This window comes from Marinomonas sp. 5E14-1, assembly GCF_039939215.1.
Classification (GTDB): Bacteria; Pseudomonadota; Gammaproteobacteria; order Pseudomonadales; family Marinomonadaceae; genus Marinomonas.
Genome location: NZ_JBDXMW010000021.1, coordinates 1 through 21,160, shown reverse-complemented (window position 1 = coordinate 21,160; position 21,160 = coordinate 1). Strand labels below are relative to the sequence as shown.

The following is a 21,160-nucleotide window of genomic DNA, read 5'->3' as shown; positions in this document are numbered from 1 at the left end:
TTGACAGCACATACAAAGAATAGGTAACACAAAGAATACCACCTGCCGACACAAGAGCGCAGCCAAATATCGCAACTCATTTGACTATTTTTGCATTATAGGGTTGTGGCAACGCAAAAAACTGGTAAAATCCGCCGCGAGATTTTAAAGTTAAAACTTGACATTAATTTCACGGCTCAGCAAATTGCTGTGTCGTTTCATGTATTAAACAAAGGAGCCAGACCGTGGCAAATTCCGCAGGTTCAAAAAAACGTGCGCGCCAGGCAATCAAAAGCCGCGCTCACAATGGTAGCATTCGCTCTATGGTTCGTACTTACTTGAAAAAAGTAGATGCAGCTATTGAAACAGGCAACCAAACTGAAGCACAAGCAGCTTACGTTCTAGCGACTTCTCAGCTAGATAAAGCCGCTAACAAAGGCCTATACCATAAAAACAAAGCAGCTCGTCATAAGAGTCGCTTGAGTGCAAAAATCAAAGCACTGGCCTAATACCTATAAAAAAACCGGCAGCTGCCGGTTTTTTTATATCTTCAAAACAGTCACTAGTGGTTAACCAAGCAAAATCACCAACCACACAATACCCGCTAAAATTAAAGCCAGCATTACCGCGGCAGAACCCAAATCCTTCGCTCGACCAGAAAGCTCATGATGCTCATGACTAATTCTATCAACGATAGCTTCAACACTAGAATTCAGCGTCTCGACAATTAGCACTAAGCCAACGGAGAGAATCAAAACTGCTCGCTCCAAGCCACTGTCGCCAAGCCAAATAGCAAAAGGCAATGCAAATAAGAACAAACAAACTTCTTGCCGAAAAGCTGCTTCGTGTTTCCACTGAGCTCGCAACCCTTGCGACGAGTACTTCATAGCACCGAAAACTCGGTCAAAACCCACTTTCCCAGGCTTAGCCATGACAACCTCTTCTTTTAAATAATGACCAAATCATCTCGATGAATAAGTTCAGGCTCTCCTTTATAACCCAAAATATCACCGATACTGGAGGACGGTTGACCCAAGAGCTTCAACGTCTCGGCCACACTATAATTGACCAAGCCACGCGCAACAAGATCGCCACGCTCATCAACACAGATAACCATGTCTCCGCGAGAAAAAGAACCTTCAGCATCCTTAACACCAACCGCCAACAAGCTCGTCCCTTCTTGTCGAAGCGCCCTTACTGCACCCGCATCCAGCACCAAGGATCCTCGACTCTTAAGGTGACCAGCAAGCCACAACTTACGCGCCGCTTGAGGACAATAATCCGGCTCGAGCCAAGTACCTAAAGCCTCACCAGAAACCACTTTGAGAAGAATGCCTTCTTCGCGACCAGAAGCAATTAAAGTGTTGGCTCCCGAACGAGCCGCCAAACGAGCCGCTCGAATTTTCGTTAACATGCCGCCACTACCTAAAACACCGGCACCACCACTTGCCATCGACTCCAAACGCTCATCTGACGCCAGAACATGAGAGATCAATTCTGCGTCTTTATAGTCACGCGGATTTTTATCAAACAACCCTTGCTGATCCGTCAAGATAACCAGCAAATCCGCCTCTACTAAGTTTGCTACTAAAGCACCAAGCGTGTCGTTGTCTCCGAATCGAATCTCATCGGTTACAACCGTGTCATTTTCATTAATAATAGGTACAACACCAAGCCCAAGTAGTGTTCTCAACGAAGATCGTGCATTTAAATAGCGTCGACGATTCGACAGATCATCGTGGGTCAGTAAAATTTGCGCAGTACACAAATCATGCTTTTCAAAAAAGGATTCATATACACCCACTAACTCCATTTGACCGACTGCAGCCGCAGCCTGCAATTCGTTAATTTGAGTGGGTCGAGAAGAAAAACCTAAACGCTTCATACCTGCAGCAATCGATCCGGAGGAAACTAAAACCACCTCTTTCCCTTGCTCACGTAATTGGGCAATTTGCGCCACCCAAAGACCAATTCGAGCAACATCTAATCCCTGCCCATCATTCGTCAGCAGTGCACTGCCAATTTTAACAACAATACGCTGCGCCTTTGCAATTTTCTCTCGCATTATCATGACTCTACTTCTACCCACCAATCAAACTAGCTAACGTATTCCACTTCAACATCGTAATCATCATCGTCAAAATCGTCGTCATCCAAAGCTTGGCCAGCTTTGCGACGCTTCTCACGCAATGACATGATACGATTTCGACCTTCTTCATCAATCAGAGCTCGAACTGCTTTCTCTTTCTCGCGGGCTTCTTCACTTTCTGCCAGCAATTCTCTCTGCTCTTCCAATGCAGTCATCAGATCCAAACATAAGATCTCAGTACCTTCACCCGAAATAGCAGAAATTCGATACGCTTTACCTTTCCAACCAAGTGCATCAATAACACCCTGACAACGCTCTTCAAGCTCTTCCTCTGGAACCATATCGACTTTATTCAGAACCAACCAACGGTCACGTTCAGCAAGTGCAGGGCTAAATTGGTGCAATTCATTTACTGCAATCACAGCCGCTTCAGCAGGCGTAATTTCATCCCACGGAGCCAAGTCAACGATGTGCAACAAGATACGGTTACGAACCAAGTGCTTCAGGAATCGAATACCAAGCCCAGCACCTTCAGACGCACCCTCAATAATCCCTGGAATATCAGCAACAACAAAGCTCTGATGCTTCTTAACCTTAACAACACCCAGATTTGGAACAAGCGTTGTAAAAGGATAATCCGCCACTTTTGGCTTAGCAGAAGAAACCGCTCGAATGAAAGTAGATTTACCCGCATTAGGTAGACCCAGCAAACCAACATCAGCCAAAACCTTCATTTCTAGCTTAAGGGTACGCTCTTCACCAACCGTACCTTTCGTTGTTTGTCTTGGCGCACGGTTAGTACTCGACTTAAATCGCGTGTTACCCAAACCATGATGACCGCCTTGAGCCACTTTTAACTTTTGTCCACCTCGAACAAGGTCCCCTAGAGTCTCTCCGGTATCTTCGTCGATCACCGTCGTTCCAATAGGCACTTTAATTTCAAGGTCAGCCCCTTTTGAGCCAGTCATATCACGGCCTTGGCCGTTTTCACCGCTATCGGCAATGTACTTTTTGGTAAAACGGAAGTCGATCAAGGTGTTAAGAGCATCATCAGCAACCAAAACGACGCTACCGCCATTTCCGCCATCACCACCATCAGGACCACCTTTCGCTACGAACTTTTCGCGCCAAAAGCTTAAACAACCATTACCGCCCTTACCTGCTCTTACATAGATACTGGCTTCATCAACAAATTTCACAGATACACCTCTTCGGTGGATTATCAGAATCAACAGACACTGATTATAGAATTCTTCCAAAAAAAAAGCCCCGCGTCGCGGAGCTTTTTTTAAGTTTTTAGTAAGCGATTAAGCAGCAACGACAGAAACTGTACGACGCTTCAACTTACCTTTCACTTCAAACTTCACTTGGCCTTCAACAACAGCGAACAAAGTATGATCTTTACCAATTTGAACACCTGCACCAGGGTGGAACTGAGTACCACGCTGACGAACAAGAATGTTACCTGGGATCACAACTTGACCACCAAAACGTTTGACACCTAATCGTTTCGACTCGGAATCGCGACCGTTACGAGTACTACCACCCGCCTTTTTATGAGCCATGACTTACTCCTTAAATTTGAATAGTTAGCGCTTAGTTAATGCCAGTTATTTTCACTTCCGTGAACCACTGACGGTGACCCATACGCTTCATAGAGTGCTTACGACGACGGAATTTCAAGATTTTCACTTTATCTCCGCGACCATGCGCAACAACTTCCGCTGTCACTTTAGCGCCTTCTACAACAGGTGCGCCAACTTTAACGTCGTCGCCATTGCTTACAAGAAGAACGTCGTCGAACTGAATCGCGCCACCTTCTTCAACAGCTAATTTCTCAACCTTAAGGGTTTGGCCTTCTTCTACACGGTATTGCTTACCGCCAGTTTTGATCACTGCAAACATGTTCTTCTCCAATAAGATTTACCCGGCTACTGAAATTGAATTTGACCTACTTCTAGTGGCAATATTTTTCTGACCGAATCGGACAAAAATCACTAACCATATGATAGGGAGCAAAATGTGGGTAAATCGGACGCGAGATTGTACAAAATCAAACCAGCCAATACAAGTAAAAAGCAAGGTCTTTAGAGATTTTTAATAATTTGGGTTGACCCTGACACAAGCCTTACCTAGCATGATGCAAACTTGCTGATCAGCTCGAGATAATTTAGCTTCGGAAATTGCATGCAACCTACACAAATACATGATGTTGTGGCCAATGAATTTGGCCAAGTAAATGAATATATAGTGTCACAACTAAATAGTGACATACCTCTTATCGAGCAAATCGGTTACTACATCATTAGCAATGGAGGCAAAAGACTCCGACCTTTATTGGTTTTACTTGCTGCCAAAGCAAGCGAAGAGCTGAATAACGAAAAACAACACCAAGCCATCCAAATGGCGACCATCATCGAATTCATCCACACATCAACATTGTTACACGATGATGTTGTTGATGAATCAGACATGCGTCGAGGTAAAAAAACCGCTAACGAAGAGTGGGGAAATGCTCCTAGCGTTCTCGTGGGTGATTTCCTGTATTCTCGCGCTTTTCAGATTATGGTCAATGTTGGCAACATGCCATGCATGAAAGTGTTAGCAGAAACCACAAACGTTATTGCCGAAGGGGAAGTTCAGCAGCTCATTAACTGTGGCGACCCAGACACAACAGAAGAAAGCTACTTGAAAGTAATTCAGTACAAAACTGCAAAGCTTTTTGAAGGTGCAGCACTATGCGGTGCCATCATTGCCAATGCAAATAGCGAAACACAAGAAGCACTAAGACAATACGGCATGCATGTCGGCACAGCCTTTCAGCTCATCGATGATGTTATGGACTACACAAGCACAGCAGAAGAAATGGGTAAAAGTGTGGGGGACGATCTAGCCGAAGGCAAACCGACCTTACCTCTTATCTACACAATGAAACATGGTAGCACTGAAGCAGCGGGCAGAGTTAAAAACGCTATTCTTACAGGCGGTTTAGAGCAGCTAGAGACTATTATTAAAGATGTTCAAGCTTGCGGCGCTATTGAATACACTGAAAAAAAAGCTCAGCTGCAAGCCGAAATGGCTATTAACGCTGTCGACAAGCTACCAGAGTCAGCATACAAAGCAGCACTCATTTCCTTAGCTCACGCATCCGTCAAAAGACGTAACTAGAACCTACAAGAGGAATATAGGAACACTTGAAAAGCAACTAATGCTTTTTATTCTTCCTGTTTTTCCTCTTTCAGCAAATCCATTACCATGTCTGCCGACAAACTAGAGTGTTGCTGCATAAAGCAATGCCCACCATCAACTTCCACAACCGTAATATTAGAGTTCAACTTAGCAGCCAAACGATAAGCCTCCTTGAAATAATCAAACGTATCTTTACCTTGCACTATGTAGGTAGGGACGGAGATATTCTTTATAGCGCGCCACAAACCTTGTGGGTAACTTGAAAAAATTGCCGCCTCCATCCAAGTAGGGCAACCTAGTTGATAATGTCCATTATCATCGCGTTTCGTTGAAGAAGAAATATAATCATCCAAACACTCGTCTTCCCAACCTTTAAAGGTGCCTCTTTCAAAGAAGTTCCCTCTAACTTGAGCATAACTTTCCCACTGAGTACGACGGCGCTTTGCTTGTCTCGCCAATGGCACTCGACTCTTCAGACCGGCCAACTTAACGCCACGCATCATCCAGATTAACCGAGGTGGAAAAATAGCTGGATCCAAAAGCACCATGCGATCAAAAATAGATGGCTTTTGAGCGTTCATTAGTACTGTCACACAGCCGCCAAAGCTATGCCCCATACCAATCAAACCGGTATCCGGCAACGCAGACTTCTGCTGTCCCAAGGAATCAATAAAGCGTGTCGCCGTTTTATTCCAACCAACAAAACGTTTACCCGCTGTTGATCCGCCATGACCAGCCGCGTCTTGTAAAATTAAATTATACACACCTAGCTTTCTCAAAAAGCACGAATAGGTTTTGACAGAAAACCCATTGCCGTGAAGGAAATGAATACTTGGCTCAGTGTCGTTTTTACGGTTCAAGTAGCCTTGAATAGAACCATCTTCTAATGAACTATTCCAAGTCACGAAATCTGTTTTTTCTTTACTCACCATACAAAATCTCAAACATCAGACATTACCAAAACAAATATCTTAAAAAGAAAATACTGGCCAAATAGTAATATCAAACAGCTAAAAAATCGCCCAAAAGCAACATACTTTCGGCAAAACATGAAAAACAAAAACAAAATGATCATTTTTCATGCAGGTAATTTGGTTTTTTTACATTCAAACATTCATATTGAGGCTTCGAACCGATATAATCAGCTAGATTTTATACTGCAAACTGGACCACACAAATCCACCTGACTACTTTTAAGTCATTCTGGATGTGGATATAGGAATACAATGACTACTGCTTCATCTTTTGAAAAAGACGAACTATTAAAATGCGGCTACGGCGAAATGTTTGGTGAAGGTAATGCCCGACTTCCTGTTGGCAATATGCTTATGATGGATCGTATTACTCACATTTCTGCCGAAGGCGGAGAATATGGCAAAGGCGAAATCATTGCTGAGCTAGATATCAACCCTGACCTTTGGTTCTTTGAATGCCACTTCCCAGGTGACCCAGTTATGCCTGGTTGCCTTGGCTTAGATGCAATGTGGCAACTAGTTGGTTTTTTCCTTGGCTGGAAAGGTAACAAAGGACGTGGGCGTGCTTTGGGCTCCGGCGAAGTGAAATTCACAGGTCAGATTCTACCAACAGCGAAAAAAGTTACTTTCAACATTCAACTTAAGCGCGTTATTGAGCGTAAGTTGGTAATGGGTATCGCAGATGGTAGCGTTAAAGTTGACGGACGTGAAATTTACACAGCAAAAGACTTGCGTGTAGGTTTGTTCACATCAACGGACAACTTCTAAAGATTAAGAATGAAAGAGGCACACTTATGCGTCGTGTAGTAGTAACAGGTCTTGGCGTTGTTAGCTGCCTAGGCAATGACAAAAGCAGCGTTCTAAACTCCTTACGTGAAGGCCAATCTGGTATTCGTTTCGTCGAAGACTATAAAGAATATGGCTTCCGTAGCCATGTTGCTGGCCGAGTTGACTTAGATGACAGTGAAATTGACCGTAAAGTACGTCGTTTCATGGGCCCAGCAGCAACTTATGCTTATGTGTCCATGCAACAAGCAATTGCTGATGCAGGCTTAACAGAAGAACAAGTTTCCAATGTTCGCACTGGTTTAGTGGCAGGTTCTGGCGGTGCATCCGCTGATAACCTAGTGCAATCAGCAGACACGCTACGCGAAAAAGGCGTTAAACGTGTTGGTCCATACCGTGTTACCCAAACAATGGGAAGCACTGTATCTGCTTGTCTAGCAACACCATTCAAAATCAAAGGTGTGAACTACTCGATAACATCAGCTTGCTCAACCAGTGCACACTGTATTGGTAATGCTATGGAATTAATCCAACTCGGCAAGCAAGACATTGTTTTCGCTGGCGGCGGCGAAGAAGAAAGCTGGGCTCAAACCTGTATGTTTGATGCAATGGGCGCACTTTCCTCTAAATACAATGAAACACCAGAAAAAGCGTCTCGCGCATACGATGCAAACCGTGATGGTTTTGTTATCGCTGGTGGTGGCGGTATGTTGGTTATCGAAGAGCTAGAACACGCTAAAGCTCGTGGCGCAAAAATCTACGCTGAATTAGTAGGTTACGGTGCAACATCCGATGGCTACGACATGGTTGCCCCTTCTGGCGAAGGCGCAGTTCGTTGTATGCAAATGGCAATGAGCACTATTGATGGCGACATTGATTACATCAATACTCATGGTACAAGTACCCCTGCCGGTGACATGAAAGAATTACAAGCTGTTAATGAGACATTTGGCGACAAGATCCCATTAATTAGCTCAACAAAATCTTTGTCTGGTCACTCTCTAGGTGCCGCGGGTGTACATGAAGCAATTTACTGCTTGCTAATGATGGAAAACAACTTCATCACAGCATCAGCAAACGTAGATGACCTTGACCCTGCTGCGGGCAACATTCCTGTAGTAACAACTCGCAAAGACAACGCTGATCTTAAATACATCATGTCTAACAGCTTTGGATTTGGCGGCACAAACGCCAGCTTAGTATTCAAAAAATACGAAGCTTAATCCTCTAGCGAGAATCTAGTCATAAAAAAGCCGCATTTCAAATGCGGCTTTTTATTGCTGAAAATAAGTAAGCGTTTGATAGACAACTCTTAATCTAAAGAGCTATTCCCTTTTGGCAGTTTGGCCATTTCCGAGCGCATCCAAGCGTCCATTTCCTCATGTAATACTGAGGTTCTCTTCCCTTCAGATTCAATAATAGAGCCAATCACAACTCGGATTGAACCAGGAAATTTACGCCAGCGCCTACCAGGCCATGTATAACCTGCATTATGAACAACAGGTAAAATCGGCACATTAGCAGACGTTGCCAACATAGCGGCCCCCTTGTTAAAAGGCTGCTCTTCGTTTGGCGCAATGCGAGTGCCTTCCGGAAAAATAAGCACAGAACGACCATCTTCTAATCGCTCTTTACCTTGGCTAATGATTTGCTTAAGAGCATTAGTTCGCTGAGAGCGATCAATCGCGATTGGCTTCACCATGCGCAACCCCCAACCAAAGAATGGCACTGCAAGCAGTTCTTTCTTTAATACAGTTGAAACCGGCGCCATAAGCACTTGCAAAACATAGGTTTCCCATTCGCTTTGATGGTTTGCTACTAAAACAACTGGTCGATTTTTATCAATGTTTTCTCGCCCTATTATTTCTACCTTCACGCCACACAAAAGGCGAAACGCACACAACAAACCTTTGTTATGTAGATTTAACACTGGTTGACGTGCATTTTTAGGCAACAACAGCGTAGCAAGAGGAGCAAGAGCGCCGAACAAAATCGTTGAAACTGCATAATAAGCAAAGAAGACAATTGAACCTATCCAAGACCTTGCTGATTCCGAAACACTCATTAACACCGCACTCCTTTTCTATTTTTCCAAGTATTTTTGCTTCTGCTTCAGAGGGTTGGCGTACATAGCCAGCACGGTTTCTCTGATATTTTCAGGGCAAGTTTCAAGGTAACTTGAGAAAGCACTATCCGTTGACGACAAACCTTGCTGTAAAGCATAAGCCGCTTCGTTGGTTGGCTGTATCGCATAATTTGTAATGATCTGACGATCAACTTCCGCCACAAACTCTTCTGGTGTTTCAAAGCTGTCGTCCATAACATCACCAAAGGTTACAACCACTTTCCCTTTTTGGCCGACAATACCGTTTTTAATACTCTCGATGTCTTCGAATTCCGCCTTTTCGTAATTGCCCGTTGTCGACTTCTGATGCAGCTCTTGCGCCTTATCAAAGGCACAAGGGTCGTATTCGTAAGAAATCGACACAGGAACAATCTTCAAGTTTGCCATTGCACTGGAAAAAGGGATTTTCTCTTTCTTTTGGCTCATGTAAAACATCTTGATAATCGCAGGATCCGTTTGGTCTAAGCCATCCTTTGCACGACCCTCTTTTTGCGCAATCCAAATATTAGCCTGCTCTTTCATCAAAGATTCAGAAATGTACGCCGACAACTGACCAAATGCCGCCATCATTTCACGGATACCGTTGGCTGAACGCTTCACAATAAAGCTTTTGTTCAGACGCATAAGATCCGACACAAAGGGACGTCGTAGCAAATTATCACCAATCGCAATACGCACTGTATTTAGACCAGCCATATACAAACCATAATTGACAAAAGCGGGATCCATAGCGATATCTCTATGGTTCGACAAGAACAAATAACCTTGGTTTTTATCAAGCTTTTCAATTCCGCGATATTCAACATTGCTTGTGGTTGTCTTAATCATACGTTCCATGTAACCCGCAACGCGCATTTGGAACTCATGAACATTCGAGATACCGCTAATCTGACGCTTCAAAGCCAGCTTCACTATAAACGACAAAGGCCCATGAAAAATCTTAGGCCATTTGGCAAAACGAAAACCAATAATGGTGTTTATAAAGTCTGGTGTTTCAACCAGGTTATTCAGTACCTCCGCAACTTCGTTGTCATTGTAAGGGCGTATATCGTGAAACTGATCCATTGATTTTTCCAACAATAAAAAACTATTCTGTTTTTTGTTATATAAAAGTCAGCGTTATAGGGTTTGAATATCAAATCCTAACGCTTCTAGCTCTGCACGTTTTGACGTTGACGTCACCACGGCAATGTTTTCATTTTCTTTGACCAAGTAAGTTTTCGTTACTTGCTTAAGCTGCTCTATCGTCACCGCTAGAATTTTAGCGCGGAACGCTTCTCGGTAAGCCAAGCTGCGTCCATGCAATTGCACATAGAAATCACTTTGCGCTTCGCCAGCCGGTGAACCAGGTTTATCCATAGAACCAATCACACCCAAAATTGCTTCTTCCAAAGCCTCTTCTGTGTGACCTTCGTTCAGCATCCAATCAATAGAAGCGTCGAAATCCGCCAAGGTTTCTGTCAAACGCGGATCACGATAAGAATAGAAACGGAATGAACCTGTGCTGCCATCAAAGCTCGCACCGCCACCGTAAGCACCGCCTTGTTCACGGATCGCACGATGTAAGAAGCCATTACGTAAAAAGCCGCCCAATACTGTAAGAGCTGCCACATCAGGATGTTCACCGGATTCGGTACGGAAAGCCTTACTGCAAAAACTCACCTGAGTTGACGTTAACCAAGCCAACTGCACTCTTGAATCAACAGGCTTCAGCACAAACTTACTTGCTTCCGTTCCTACAGGTAAATCGTTAAAAATAGCACGCACATCCGCAAGGATAGCAGCTTCATGTTGAGGCTCTGCTACGAGAAGAAGCTGCTTGTTCGCTTTAAGCAACTTACTGTGCAAACGAGCGAACACAGCCAATACATTATGCACCGCGTCATCACTTGCTTTCATCGCATCATCAAGTGCAATCGCAGAGCGAATGCCAGACATACCGCCCCAAGCTTCTTGCTGTGCAGCCAAACCAGAAAGCGCACTAGACGCAGCAGTCATTGCCAAGGAGTGTCCTTGACCTGTAATAGATTGTTCTCGACGCGCACGACGCTGAGCCACCAGCTCTTTTACTCGAGCCACTTCATCAAATCGAACCGACAGCATAGTATCTTTAAGCAATTCACTCATTGCTTTGACATTCGGCACTAAAGCTTTCGTTGATAAAATAAAGTAACCATTTAATGACTGGCGATCTTCAATCGTAGCGCGGATTGAATTCGACGCACCCAAACCGCCACATACTTGTGCTTGACGCTCTTGAACCGCCAAATAGTCGGACTCCCCAATACCTAACTCCGTCATCATAGAAGAAAACAAAGGCAAATACGCAATTTCTTCTTCGTCTAATTCTGGTAAATCAATGACCAACTGCTGGTACACCAAACCATTGGTGCCTTGAGGATAGAATGTAATTGGCAAGTCTCCTGCCAATTTTTGGTTGTCATATTCTGGCAAGCGAGCAGGAACATCTTCCAAACCGACTTTTGGCAGAATACTCATGTCATCCACTTGAGATTGGCGTGTTTTCAAAGCCGCACTTTGTTCAACAACACGCTGTTTTTCTTCGTCAGATAGCGCTGATTTTATTTTGCTTAATCTGTCTTTCTCTGCCGCATTTCTACGTGTTTCAAGCGCATCATCTGGGCTTAACGTCAAAGTCACACGATGAGCGTTGGACAAAAGTAGAGTTTTAATCAAACTAGGAATGTAGTTTTTGTCTTGGATTTTTTCACGCATTGCCTCAATCACTGGATCCAAATCCAACTGAGCAATCACATCACCAGAATGCACCGCTGTCGATAAACCGACCAAAATCAGCTGTAAACCATAAGGGTATCCACCACCGCCTATTTCGCGCTGACTTAGCTCTAACTGATGCAACATGGCATCCACGGACTCTTGCGGCACGCCTTTCTCTGTAATGTCTTCTAACGTAGAAATAATCAGTGCTTCCACTTTGGTAGCATCTTCTTTTTTAACGCCTTCCAAACCACACATAAAACTCATTTCTTTGTTCGAGTCTTCTAAGCCACACAAAGGTGAAGGCGCCCGTCCTAAATCAGAGTTTTCCAGTACACGGCGCAATGGTGATGCGCTGTTGTCCAATAACACACTCGATAATAATTGAGCTTCAAACTGCTGGTTCAGATCAGTACTTTCGCCTAACAACCAACCAACGACCACATGACTGCCATCTTCTTTCACTTCGTCAGCGGCATAGCCTTCTTCAACACGAACAGGCGAGAAATAACGTTTCGCATTAGGGACAGTAACTTGCGTATCTAAGCGTTCAAAACGGCTCAAGACTTTGGCTTCGAATTCTTCTTGCAATGTGTCTGCTGGAATATCACCAAACGTCATAAAGACAGCATTAGAAGGGTGGTAATGTGTGCGATAGAACGCCAAAAGATCACCGTAAGATAAATCAGGAATATCCGTTGGCTCACCGCCAGAGTTGAAATGGTATGTATTGTTCGGGAACAAATACTTTGTCAGTGTTTGCCACAAGACAGACGTCGTAGAGCTCATCGCTCCTTTCATCTCATTGAACACAACACCTTTGAAGGTTAAATCCGATTCTGTGTTTTCTGGCTCGGCAAACTCAAGACGGTGACCTTCTTGAGAAAAGTCCAAAGGATCTAAACGAGAGAAAAACACTGCATCCAGATACACGTCTAAAAGGTTATGGAAGTCTTTTTTGTTCTTGCTCGCGAAAGGGTAAGCCGTCCAGTCGGATGATGTGAAAGCGTTCATAAAAGTATTCAAAGAACGGCGAATCATCATGAAGAAAGGGTCACGAACAGGGAAGCGCTCTGAACCACACAATACTGTGTGTTCAAGAATATGTGCTACACCACAAGAATCTGTCGGAACGGTTTTTAAACCAACAAGAAAAACATTTTCATCATTCTCTGACGCAATATGAAAATGCTTAGCGCCAGTCACCGTATGCTCGAATTCCTGCACTGTAACGTTAAGAGCATCAATAAACTCACTGCGAAGAAATGTAAACGCAGGATGTGCCTTGATATTGGTCATTATCTACCTCAATAGAATTAGAATGCGATGACAATAATGTTTGGGACTACTTGGATAAACTCAAGTCAGTAAAGTGGCGGGATTATAGCAAAAATATGACTTTTACTGCACGAAATAACGTGAAAGCTTTCTATTTTAGCGACAAAAAAGTCTAGCGTTTCTGATGTTTTTCCCAGTCATCTAAGCGCGCTTTTTCAGTCTTCTTCAATAACACATACACGGCACCTAAACCGCCGTGGTATCGCTGGGCACTATGGAACGCCATCACAGCATCAAGATCTCGTAACCACTTGTTTATATGGCTTTTTAACATGGCTCGAGTCTCAGGATCTGGCGTTCGCTCTCCTTTGCCATGCACAATAATCGCGACGCGAATATCGTTACGCATGCAATCATCCACAAACTGATAAACCTGTTCTCGGGCTTGAGCCACTGTATGATTGTGCAAATCTAACCTAGCCTCAATACCGTATTTGCCCTGACGAAGTCGTTTAAAAACACCATCTTGTACACCAGAGCGTTTATATTCCAGCACATCATTAGGCTCAACCTTCTCTATGTAATCTTGGGAAAGGTGATTTTTGTCTGCTTCTTTTGCGATCATCGCCGCTTTCTGGCGCTCTTCAAAGTCCACCTGCGGGCCTTTTTTTGCAAGATACACTTCGCTTTTATCAAGCGGCTTAATGCCTGCTACTTCTTGAGCAAACAAAGATGTCTCATCATCTGCCATCGCTATTCACCTCAAATACCATTCATCACACAATTAAGACCGCCAACACAGAAATAGGCTCCCAAAGGAGCCTATTAAAGATCTCTCAGTTTTCGCTTAGCGCATTGGCTTATATTAACATACCTAAAGATGCGTGAATGATAACAGCATAACCAAGCAACCGCACAGGTTGTCAGCACTTCCAAAGAATCGATTCTTTCTCCGTTTCTTCAACAGCCAAATGGCGAACAGTCCAGATGGTAACCAAACCAAAGGCAGGACGAAAAGTTCTTCAACAAAACCATAACCTGCCTTTGTTATTCCTAATCAAATATTCACCAATAAGACTGCGCTCTAAATTACAAGAGACGCTTCAAGCCTCATAATGCGAGAAACCAGACCTATCTGTTTCGTTTCCAATGCAAGGAAAAAAGCCAAGAACGCAAAACCACCAAGAATCATATTTAAAGACAGAGCAAGCATCAATATCTCTTCAAATTACTCGGCAAGAATCAGATGGCATAGCGAAAACAATTGTGATCAGATAATCACTAAGTAGCAAAAGAGTGAATATCCGAATGACCATGCCTCCCGAACAAGACATGATCCTAGCCGTGGCAAAAAGAAATCCACTGTTTGATGGCGTATTCTATTATGGTGTCATCACAACAGGCATATTTTGCCAACCATCTTGCTCAACGAAACAAGCCCATCCAGATCATTTGAGATTCTTTCCCAACATAGAATCGGCTATGACTATGGGATTTCGTCCCTGCAAACGTTGTCATCCAGCAGGAAACGACCCACGCCATCAAGGAGTCATTGATCTGGCCAGACACATAGAAAAACATGTCGAAGAAAAGATCACTTTGGAATCCCTCAGTAAAATCGTGAAGCTTTCCCCATCACGCTTACAAAAAGCCTTCAAAGATACTTTTGGCATTTCACCAAAACATTATCAAGACGCCCTAAGAATGAAAAAATTTAAACAAGGTCTAAAGCAAGGAAGCCAAGTAACAACAGCCATTCATGCATCTGGGTTCAGTTCAGACAGTCGAGTATATGGAGAAACACTAAGACAGATTGGCATGACGCCTAAAACTTACCAGAAAGGAGGCATTGGCGAAGAAATTCATTATGCCTGCCGCTCAACTCAATTTGGTGTCTTGCTCATGGCCGCCACAGAAAAAGGCGTTTGCTGTGTTCAATTTGGCGATGACCAAGGCCAGCTTATCCAGCAATTACATGAAGAGTTCCCAAACGCTGATTTGAAAAAATCCTCAGCACAAGATTCCATCGAGCTAGACCATTGGCTCGAGGCTCTGGATCAACACGTCAACCACAATGTTCCTCGTCCAAACATTCCCTTGGATATTCGAGGCACAGCTTTTCAAATAACAGTTTGGCAGTTTCTCACTCACATCCGAGAAGGAGAAACCATGACCTACAAAGACGTGGCTAAAAAAATAGGCAAGCCCAACGCCGTCAGAGCGGTTGGCACAGCCTGCGGGAAAAACCGCATTGGCGTCTTAATACCCTGTCATCGAGTATTAAGAAGTGACGGCGGATTAGGGGGTTATCGCTGGGGGCTAGAAAGAAAGAAAACCTTATTAAACAATGAGAAACAGGAGTCCAATCTATGACACATCCTTATGACCGACTGACATTAGACAATGGCGCTACTTTTATTTTCACGCCTTGCCCTGGAACCAAAGACGCTGACTTAACCTCTTCCATCAAAACACTTAAAGAAGCAGGTGCAGACATCCTTATCAGCATGTTGCCAACAGATGAAATCATCAAACTGAACGTCACAGAGCTTGGCAAAGAAACAGAGCAACAAGGCATGATTTGGTACCAACTGCCTGTAGAAGACGATCATGCTCCTGAGCAAGGTTTCTTCTCTGCATTTAACCCAGTCAAAGAAGCAATACTTAGCCATTTAAAAGAGAAAAAGACCATTGTGATTCATTGTCGTGGAGGAACAGGCCGAACAGGAATGATGGCGGCAATATTATTACTGGAATCTCGGTATCAGTGGGAACGTGCTAAATCTCTCGTCCAATCCATTCGACCTACATCTTTGACTATTCCAGCACACGTGGCCTTTCTTGAGGAGCAATATGGTTTTTAACGGCCTCCCATTCTCTCTCGATAAAATGCTTTTTGGCATTTTCTATCCCTAAAAATAATATCGCTTCACAAGATAAGAGTGGCAGGTCTACCAACCACTCATTCAAACAACTACTTAACCTGATATCTCAGCAACACTTCATTATCGAGCACCACGTTGCTCGACCAAATAAACTGAGCGCCTGCGCCACTGAACTGATCAATAAAGTTCATATAACTGCGCTTATTATCAACACCTATATCATCTTCAGTGTATAGCGTTGCTTGCGGCCAAGCGCTGTCGTCGAAGTCTTCACTCAACCAATCTGCCGGAACAGACCAATGCACGCCATACACTTCACTTTGATCATCTTGCCCTCGCGTTTGGCAATTCTTGGATAGTCGAGCGCCAGCCTCTTCACTCAAACAACTCAGATCATAAATAGGCGAGGTATAAAACGTTTGCGCTTGCCAATCATCATTGGTCACTATGCCATCACTAAAGCTAGCAATAAAACCGCCGTCTCCTGGATGATACTTGGTGCCGCGATTACGTTCTGAACCGAGGCCTAAATTTTCTTCCCAATCAATAACTTTCACCGCCAAGGTGTAAGGCTTATTGACTTTAAATTTCACGATACTGGAGTTAAAAGGAGTGAAAGGAACGGAATCGACGCCAATCAGCTTGCCATTTACGTAAAGCTCAAAATAGTTATCCGCAAAGATATAACCCGTCACCACTTCTCCATCAGGATCTACTTCCACAACAGGAACGGATGCTTTATCAATTTGCGCTAAGCCCAATGGTGTAATTTGGTGGCATTCCTCATATAAATCGTTTGCCTTTGTACCAGACTGAAACAAGTTCGCTGCCGGAACCGTCCAGACTTTACCCTCTTGATCGATTATTTCGCCTACTGGCGAGGGGCGGCTATAACCATTGGAACAATCAAATAAGTTGGACACTAAGATGGTCGCGTCGCCTTGAGTCAGGCTGCCAGTACCTTGATAGGATGAAGTTGAACTGGCGATCGCTAATGCAGAAAGTCCGAGGCCTAACACCACCACAGATAATATAGGACTCACTTGTTTTCTTGACATACACTTCCTCTGAAAATTCGAATCTGCACAACAAGCGAAACGCTCACTGACATGAAGTATAACGAGGTGTCCGTAAATCTATGTCAGCAAGTCTTTGAATTACGTAAACATCTCAACTCATTTAGAACACCAGCAGTTTTTCTCGGCTCACTTAACTTCCTTTAGCTAGGATTTGCCTCATGCACTACATGAAGTTTATTGCCGTCTAAATCTCGACAGTAAGCGCCATAATAATGCGGTCGATAGCGATAACCTGGCGCGCCTTCGTCTACGCCACCAGCAGACAAAGCGGCTTGATAAAAGTGGTCAACCGCTTCATTGCTCGATGCCTGAAAGCTAATTTGCCCACCATTTCCTACCGTTGCAGGCTTCTTATTGAAAGGCGTCAAAACCCAAAAACAACTTGAACCATCTTTAGGGCCATAACCAATTTCACCTTCCACAGTCATGGTACGTACCATATCAATAGTGCCTAACACTTCATCATAAAAAGCGCCCGCTTTTACAAGGTCATTGGTTCCTAGCATTGCACCTAATAGCATTTTGTTATCCTGTTCTAATGTGAATGATTAGTTTAAACACCTTAAACGAGCATGTAATCGCTCATACAAGGCACCGGATTGAAGTGTTAAACAGGTTTGTTTTAATACGTCTTTATCGGAGTCGCTAAAGGTTTCATATACCGAATCCATCAAGGTTTGCTTTGTTTCATCTGAGATAAACGCCGCTTCCAGCGCACACAAGGTGATGTCCAAAAGCTCGACCCGCGAGAAGCCAAACACCTGTTCAGCAATTTGATACTCTTTATCAATGTCCGTACCAAACAATCCTGCATCGTCCGTATTGATGGTAATACGCACGCCTCGTTCGTAGATTCTTCTAAGAGGATGATGATCAAGGGATTGATTAAATTCAGGCACTAAGATTCGATTGCTGCTTGGCGAGATCTCAAGAGTGATGTTGTTTGCAATCAATTCATCCATCAAAGACTCATCCTTGATCGCCGCGATGCCATGACCAATGCGCTTCGCACCACAATCTAAAGCACTGCGAATGCTTTCTGGCCCGCAAATTTCACCCGCATGATAAGACTTAGCCAAAGGAATGTCGTCGACAAGATCATGCATATAATGAAAGTCAGAAAAGTGCCCCGCCATTTCATTACCCGCAATGTTAAACCCCGTAATCATTGAACGCGGATTATCTTTAATGAAACGCACACTGCGCTCAATATCGGACAGATTAAGATGACGTACGGCGCATCCATGAAGACGCGTTTCCGTACCGAATTCGGCTTTCACATCAAGGATCGCCTGATCAATAGCATCCATGATGTCATGATATTTTCTACTGTCTAACTCCGAGCTTCCGTCAGGCAACTCAGTAAAACAAAGGTGATGAGCAGACGTAATCAACTCACAATACACCATGCCTTTTTGCGAATTTCTCGATAAATAATCTTTTGCGACAAGATAGTAATCATCTGGTTCACGAATCAAATCCGCCACAACATCGTACGTTCTAATGAACTCACCAAAATCCGACTCATCATATTGATAGCGACCACTCGGGAAATCCACCCCATCATACTCGCCTTCTTCATACAGAAACCCGACAGGCAAAGAAACACCATATTTCTTTGCCAACACCAACGCCAACTCAGGCGTCACCGAGCCTTCAATATGCTCATGTAAAACAACTTTAGGTAAACTCATCATAGGAGAAAGGGTAACTTAATTGGACGCGGCAAGGCGAGAGGAAGCGAATATTTTCTATAGCGAAAAATTACGCGCTCTTAAATACAAAGGTGAAAGCGCTATACCTACAGAAGAAGTCACGATTGCCCCAACTCCCAAACATTGAAGCAAAGACAATTGCTCTCCTAGGATAAAAAAGCCCACAATCGCTCCCATCACAGGCTCACCACTCGCCATGACACCATAAACATGAGTTGGTAAATTACGCAGCGCAAACATCTCTAACATCAAAGGAATAGCACTAGACAATAACGCAATCAATACAGCGAAGAGCAATAAATTAATATCTAATAACTGAGTAATCAATACGTCATCTCCTGCAGGTATTACAACTAATGAGGCAAACACCAAACCTAATGGCGGCGCCTTATTTCCAAAGTATTTACCCGCTCTCTTTCCCATTAAGATATACGTTCCCCAAAAAAATGCCGCCACCAGCGCATAGAGCAACCCTTCTACATCAAGATTCTCCACTTGTGTTGATTTTGGCAACAATAAATAAACGCCTATTACCGCTAACAAAATCCACACATAATCCAAGCGGTGCTGGGAATAAAGCATTGCTACACACAAAGGACCAATCAGCTCGACCGCCAATGCCACACCAACGGGTACCGTTTTGATCGACATGTAAAAAAACAAATTCATTCCAGCGACGGTTATCCCATAGGCAAATACGGTGAGGAAATTGTCACGAATAAAACGTACTCGCCAAGCCTTTAATCCAAAAAACAAGATGACTGCCGACACAGATAAACGCAGCACAGTGACATTTTCTGGAGTGAATACAGAGAACATAGATTTAGCCAATGCGGCGCCTACGGTAATAGATATAATAGCCATCAACAACGCTGCCAAAGAGGCCACGAGTTTGAACGAGAGTGAAGCCGTCATCATAAGTTAATCTCTAATAGGTCGAAGAGGATGAGATAAAATTTATCAGTTTGGGGTATATTTCTAAGTCGTATTTCACTTAGATTTGATAATTTTTATCAAAATCCGCTAAGAAAGGCTAAAAACTGATGGACGCATTAGATAAGAAGATCCTCGAACAGCTGCAAATAGATGCCAAAGCTTCCATGAGCTCGATTGCCGAAAAAGTCGGCCTGTCAGAACCAGCTTGCTATCGCCGAGTGAGACAACTGCGCAGCAGTGGTGTTATTGAAAAGGAAATGGCCATCGTCAAACCCAAAACCATGGGTTGGCCTCTAAGCATGCTCGTCATGATCACCTTTGAAAGAGACCACAACGCCATCATAAACAGTTTCCTTGCTCGGGTTAACAAGGAGCCAGAAGTGCTCGATTCTTGGTGTGTAACAGGCGATCATGATGTGGTACTGCAAGTACTGTCTACCGACATGGAAGCCTTCGATGACTTTGCCAACCGCGTACTGCACAAAGACGACAGCGTGAAATACTTTCGCACCTTAGTGGTACTCAAACACTCCAAAGCCAACAGCCCGGTACCGCCGGCGGGATAGCGGTCCGCAAACATAGTAAGAGCACGAAGGCTTTACAGTCTAGCTAACTAGTGGCGATTCACAACGATATCAGATTCAAGCCTAGTTGAACCAACATTTAAGTTATAGAGAGATTGGTAGGCGGCTTAATGTCAGTTATTCCAGTATCAGTCGAGAATTGAAACACCAGACTATCAATGGCATTTATGAGTCAAATGTCGCACAGCGTCGCGCTCAACATCGACGACACTGTGCGGTGAAAAACCGAATATCACAGAAAACCATCGACTATATTGAGTTTGGTCTAGCGCTAAAGTGGAACCCTGAACAAATATCAGCGTAAGCTACTTAATAGGCTTATCTGTCAATACTAGGTTAAAGAGATCAGAATAACCAAACGTCCATCAAAAAAAACGCCCGCTGTGCATTAAACCGCGGACGTTTTATTTAAAAGCGTTTCTAGAAATTAGAAGTCGCTGTAGTTTTGCTCTTGAACTGGCTCAACATCACTATCCAGAATAACAACAGCATCATTTTCCGAGGTTGAAACAACTGCACTCTCAGATTCTTCAACTTCTTCAGTCGTTGACTCTGGTAATGGCACATCGTCTGATTCTGTTACTAAGATATCGACTTCTGATGGAAGCTCTGACTCTGTATCAACGATTGAACCCTCTTCGAAAGCGTCATCTTCGATGATAATGGCATCGTCAGTAAGTAGACTATCAACATCCTCTTCCACTGCGTCAGTCTCAGTCTCAGTCTCAGTCTCAGTCTCAGTCTCAGTCTCAGTCTCAGTCTCAGTCTCAGTCTCAGTCTCAGTCTCAGTCTCAGTCTCAGT

24 protein-coding genes are annotated in these 21,160 nt (G+C 43.8%); 8 read left to right on the top strand and 16 right to left on the bottom strand.

The annotated features are described in order from the left end of the window. Positions 1-224 precede the first annotated feature (224 nt). On the top strand, positions 225-488 hold the full coding sequence (gene rpsT, locus ABFY09_RS14625) for a 30S ribosomal protein S20 (RefSeq protein ID WP_347985016.1): 264 nt from the start codon (positions 225-227) through the stop codon (positions 486-488). 60 nt (positions 489-548) lie between these two features. On the opposite strand, the gene ABFY09_RS14620 is transcribed toward rpsT, so the two are convergent. The 5 genes from ABFY09_RS14620 to rplU all read right to left on the bottom strand — a co-directional run bounded on the left by ABFY09_RS14620 (position 549) and on the right by rplU (position 3,973). Continuing rightward, on the bottom strand, positions 549-911 hold the full coding sequence (locus ABFY09_RS14620) for a diacylglycerol kinase (RefSeq protein WP_347985015.1): 363 nt from the start codon (positions 909-911) through the stop codon (positions 549-551). A gap of 14 nt (positions 912-925) precedes the next feature. Further along, positions 926-2,050 carry a glutamate 5-kinase gene (proB, locus tag ABFY09_RS14615; protein ID WP_347985014.1) on the bottom strand — a complete coding sequence of 375 codons (1,125 nt, stop codon included), beginning with the start codon at positions 2,048-2,050 and terminating at the stop codon, positions 926-928. 26 nt (positions 2,051-2,076) lie between these two features. After that, entirely contained in the window at positions 2,077-3,267 is a 1,191-nt protein-coding gene (gene cgtA, locus ABFY09_RS14610) for an Obg family GTPase CgtA (RefSeq protein WP_347985013.1), read from the bottom strand. A gap of 108 nt (positions 3,268-3,375) precedes the next feature. Further along, a complete protein-coding gene (gene rpmA / locus ABFY09_RS14605; RefSeq protein WP_265730332.1) occupies positions 3,376-3,633 on the bottom strand; it encodes a 50S ribosomal protein L27 in 258 nt (85 codons plus the stop codon). 31 nt (positions 3,634-3,664) lie between these two features. Next, positions 3,665-3,973 carry a 50S ribosomal protein L21 gene (gene rplU, locus ABFY09_RS14600; protein ID WP_110577396.1) on the bottom strand — a complete coding sequence of 103 codons (309 nt, stop codon included), beginning with the start codon at positions 3,971-3,973 and terminating at the stop codon, positions 3,665-3,667. 282 nt (positions 3,974-4,255) lie between these two features. Here rplU and ispB point away from each other — a divergent pair, with 282 nt between their 5' ends. Then, complete coding sequence (ispB, locus tag ABFY09_RS14595) at positions 4,256-5,236, top strand: octaprenyl diphosphate synthase (RefSeq protein ID WP_347985012.1); 981 nt, start codon at positions 4,256-4,258, stop codon at positions 5,234-5,236. Between the two features lie 47 nt (positions 5,237-5,283). On the opposite strand, the gene ABFY09_RS14590 is transcribed toward ispB, so the two are convergent. Beyond that, positions 5,284-6,189, bottom strand: a complete 906-nt coding sequence (locus ABFY09_RS14590) for an alpha/beta hydrolase (RefSeq protein ID WP_347985011.1) — start codon at positions 6,187-6,189, stop codon at positions 5,284-5,286. Between the two features lie 294 nt (positions 6,190-6,483). Here ABFY09_RS14590 and fabA point away from each other — a divergent pair, with 294 nt between their 5' ends. Together fabA and fabB are read left to right on the top strand one after the other, a co-directional pair. Further along, positions 6,484-6,999 carry a 3-hydroxyacyl-[acyl-carrier-protein] dehydratase FabA gene (gene fabA, locus ABFY09_RS14585; RefSeq protein WP_347985010.1) on the top strand — a complete coding sequence of 172 codons (516 nt, stop codon included), beginning with the start codon at positions 6,484-6,486 and terminating at the stop codon, positions 6,997-6,999. A gap of 26 nt (positions 7,000-7,025) precedes the next feature. Beyond that, complete coding sequence (gene fabB / locus ABFY09_RS14580) at positions 7,026-8,240, top strand: beta-ketoacyl-ACP synthase I (protein WP_347985009.1); 1,215 nt, start codon at positions 7,026-7,028, stop codon at positions 8,238-8,240. A gap of 89 nt (positions 8,241-8,329) precedes the next feature. Here fabB and ABFY09_RS14575 read toward each other — a convergent pair whose 3' ends face one another. The 5 genes from ABFY09_RS14575 to ABFY09_RS14555 all read right to left on the bottom strand — a co-directional run bounded on the left by ABFY09_RS14575 (position 8,330) and on the right by ABFY09_RS14555 (position 14,372). Next, positions 8,330-9,082, bottom strand: coding sequence for a lysophospholipid acyltransferase family protein (locus ABFY09_RS14575; RefSeq protein ID WP_347985008.1), 753 nt, complete (start codon positions 9,080-9,082; stop codon positions 8,330-8,332). An 18-nt stretch (positions 9,083-9,100) separates the two neighbouring features. Continuing rightward, positions 9,101-10,207 (bottom strand): 1-acyl-sn-glycerol-3-phosphate acyltransferase, encoded by a 1,107-nt coding sequence (locus ABFY09_RS14570; RefSeq protein ID WP_347985007.1) that lies wholly within the window; start codon positions 10,205-10,207, stop codon positions 9,101-9,103. 54 nt (positions 10,208-10,261) lie between these two features. Further along, positions 10,262-13,180, bottom strand: coding sequence for an insulinase family protein (locus ABFY09_RS14565; RefSeq protein WP_347985006.1), 2,919 nt, complete (start codon positions 13,178-13,180; stop codon positions 10,262-10,264). A 151-nt stretch (positions 13,181-13,331) separates the two neighbouring features. Next, on the bottom strand, positions 13,332-13,910 hold the full coding sequence (gene smrA / locus ABFY09_RS14560; protein WP_347985005.1) for a DNA endonuclease SmrA: 579 nt from the start codon (positions 13,908-13,910) through the stop codon (positions 13,332-13,334). A gap of 333 nt (positions 13,911-14,243) precedes the next feature. Next, complete coding sequence (locus ABFY09_RS14555; RefSeq protein WP_347985004.1) at positions 14,244-14,372, bottom strand: hypothetical protein; 129 nt, start codon at positions 14,370-14,372, stop codon at positions 14,244-14,246. Between the two features lie 95 nt (positions 14,373-14,467). On the opposite strand from ABFY09_RS14555, the gene ABFY09_RS14550 reads away from it, so the two are divergent. Further along, positions 14,468-15,532: a methylated-DNA--[protein]-cysteine S-methyltransferase gene (locus tag ABFY09_RS14550; protein ID WP_347985003.1), complete on the top strand. Its 1,065-nt coding sequence runs from the start codon at positions 14,468-14,470 to the stop codon at positions 15,530-15,532. Beyond that, on the top strand, positions 15,529-16,023 hold the full coding sequence (locus ABFY09_RS14545; RefSeq protein ID WP_347985002.1) for a dual specificity protein phosphatase family protein: 495 nt from the start codon (positions 15,529-15,531) through the stop codon (positions 16,021-16,023). The genes ABFY09_RS14550 and ABFY09_RS14545 overlap by 4 nt, the downstream gene beginning before the upstream one ends. Before the next feature lie 110 nt (positions 16,024-16,133). Here the strand turns inward: ABFY09_RS14545 and ABFY09_RS14540 are convergent, their stop codons facing one another. The 4 genes from ABFY09_RS14540 to ABFY09_RS14525 form a co-directional block, all read right to left on the bottom strand. Then, positions 16,134-17,102: a hypothetical protein gene (locus ABFY09_RS14540; protein WP_347985001.1), complete on the bottom strand. Its 969-nt coding sequence runs from the start codon at positions 17,100-17,102 to the stop codon at positions 16,134-16,136. 161 nt (positions 17,103-17,263) lie between these two features. Next, a complete protein-coding gene (locus tag ABFY09_RS14535; RefSeq protein WP_347985000.1) occupies positions 17,264-17,644 on the bottom strand; it encodes a VOC family protein in 381 nt (126 codons plus the stop codon). A gap of 27 nt (positions 17,645-17,671) precedes the next feature. Further along, positions 17,672-18,820: an adenosine deaminase gene (gene add / locus ABFY09_RS14530; protein ID WP_347984999.1), complete on the bottom strand. Its 1,149-nt coding sequence runs from the start codon at positions 18,818-18,820 to the stop codon at positions 17,672-17,674. 54 nt (positions 18,821-18,874) lie between these two features. Next, positions 18,875-19,702: an EamA family transporter gene (locus ABFY09_RS14525; protein ID WP_347984998.1), complete on the bottom strand. Its 828-nt coding sequence runs from the start codon at positions 19,700-19,702 to the stop codon at positions 18,875-18,877. Between the two features lie 179 nt (positions 19,703-19,881). Here ABFY09_RS14525 and ABFY09_RS14520 point away from each other — a divergent pair, with 179 nt between their 5' ends. Together ABFY09_RS14520 and ABFY09_RS14515 are read left to right on the top strand one after the other, a co-directional pair. Beyond that, positions 19,882-20,340, top strand: a complete 459-nt coding sequence (locus tag ABFY09_RS14520; RefSeq protein ID WP_347984997.1) for an Lrp/AsnC family transcriptional regulator — start codon at positions 19,882-19,884, stop codon at positions 20,338-20,340. Positions 20,341-20,425: 85 nt separating this feature from the next. After that, a complete protein-coding gene (locus ABFY09_RS14515; protein ID WP_347984996.1) occupies positions 20,426-20,662 on the top strand; it encodes a helix-turn-helix domain-containing protein in 237 nt (78 codons plus the stop codon). A 123-nt stretch (positions 20,663-20,785) separates the two neighbouring features. Here the strand turns inward: ABFY09_RS14515 and ABFY09_RS14510 are convergent. Beyond that, on the bottom strand, positions 20,786-21,160 hold a 375-nt coding region (locus tag ABFY09_RS14510; protein WP_347984995.1), incomplete at its 5' end, for a hypothetical protein.

What these genes read in the sequence shown, in the direction of transcription:
- ABFY09_RS14545 (WP_347985002.1), top strand. Translation starts at nt 15,529, where the DNA reads ATGACACATCCTTATGACCGACTGACATTAGACAATGGCGCTACTTTT.
- ABFY09_RS14520 (WP_347984997.1), top strand. Translation starts at nt 19,882, where the DNA reads ATGGACGCATTAGATAAGAAGATCCTCGAACAGCTGCAAATAGATGCC.
- ABFY09_RS14525 (WP_347984998.1), bottom strand. Translation starts at nt 19,702, where the DNA reads ATGGCTATTATATCTATTACCGTAGGCGCCGCATTGGCTAAATCTATG.
- rpmA (WP_265730332.1), bottom strand. Translation starts at nt 3,633, where the DNA reads ATGGCTCATAAAAAGGCGGGTGGTAGTACTCGTAACGGTCGCGATTCC.
- ispB (WP_347985012.1), top strand. Translation starts at nt 4,256, where the DNA reads ATGCAACCTACACAAATACATGATGTTGTGGCCAATGAATTTGGCCAA.
- fabB (WP_347985009.1), top strand. Translation starts at nt 7,026, where the DNA reads ATGCGTCGTGTAGTAGTAACAGGTCTTGGCGTTGTTAGCTGCCTAGGC.
- rplU (WP_110577396.1), bottom strand. Translation starts at nt 3,973, where the DNA reads ATGTTTGCAGTGATCAAAACTGGCGGTAAGCAATACCGTGTAGAAGAA.
- ABFY09_RS14590 (WP_347985011.1), bottom strand. Translation starts at nt 6,189, where the DNA reads ATGGTGAGTAAAGAAAAAACAGATTTCGTGACTTGGAATAGTTCATTA.
- ABFY09_RS14620 (WP_347985015.1), bottom strand. Translation starts at nt 911, where the DNA reads ATGGCTAAGCCTGGGAAAGTGGGTTTTGACCGAGTTTTCGGTGCTATG.
- ABFY09_RS14565 (WP_347985006.1), bottom strand. Translation starts at nt 13,180, where the DNA reads ATGACCAATATCAAGGCACATCCTGCGTTTACATTTCTTCGCAGTGAG.
- fabA (WP_347985010.1), top strand. Translation starts at nt 6,484, where the DNA reads ATGACTACTGCTTCATCTTTTGAAAAAGACGAACTATTAAAATGCGGC.
- add (WP_347984999.1), bottom strand. Translation starts at nt 18,820, where the DNA reads ATGATGAGTTTACCTAAAGTTGTTTTACATGAGCATATTGAAGGCTCG.
- ABFY09_RS14535 (WP_347985000.1), bottom strand. Translation starts at nt 17,644, where the DNA reads ATGCTATTAGGTGCAATGCTAGGAACCAATGACCTTGTAAAAGCGGGC.
- ABFY09_RS14550 (WP_347985003.1), top strand. Translation starts at nt 14,468, where the DNA reads ATGACCATGCCTCCCGAACAAGACATGATCCTAGCCGTGGCAAAAAGA.
- smrA (WP_347985005.1), bottom strand. Translation starts at nt 13,910, where the DNA reads ATGGCAGATGATGAGACATCTTTGTTTGCTCAAGAAGTAGCAGGCATT.
- ABFY09_RS14540 (WP_347985001.1), bottom strand. Translation starts at nt 17,102, where the DNA reads ATGTCAAGAAAACAAGTGAGTCCTATATTATCTGTGGTGGTGTTAGGC.
- ABFY09_RS14555 (WP_347985004.1), bottom strand. Translation starts at nt 14,372, where the DNA reads ATGCTTGCTCTGTCTTTAAATATGATTCTTGGTGGTTTTGCGTTCTTG.
- ABFY09_RS14570 (WP_347985007.1), bottom strand. Translation starts at nt 10,207, where the DNA reads ATGGATCAGTTTCACGATATACGCCCTTACAATGACAACGAAGTTGCG.
- proB (WP_347985014.1), bottom strand. Translation starts at nt 2,050, where the DNA reads ATGATAATGCGAGAGAAAATTGCAAAGGCGCAGCGTATTGTTGTTAAA.
- ABFY09_RS14575 (WP_347985008.1), bottom strand. Translation starts at nt 9,082, where the DNA reads ATGAGTGTTTCGGAATCAGCAAGGTCTTGGATAGGTTCAATTGTCTTC.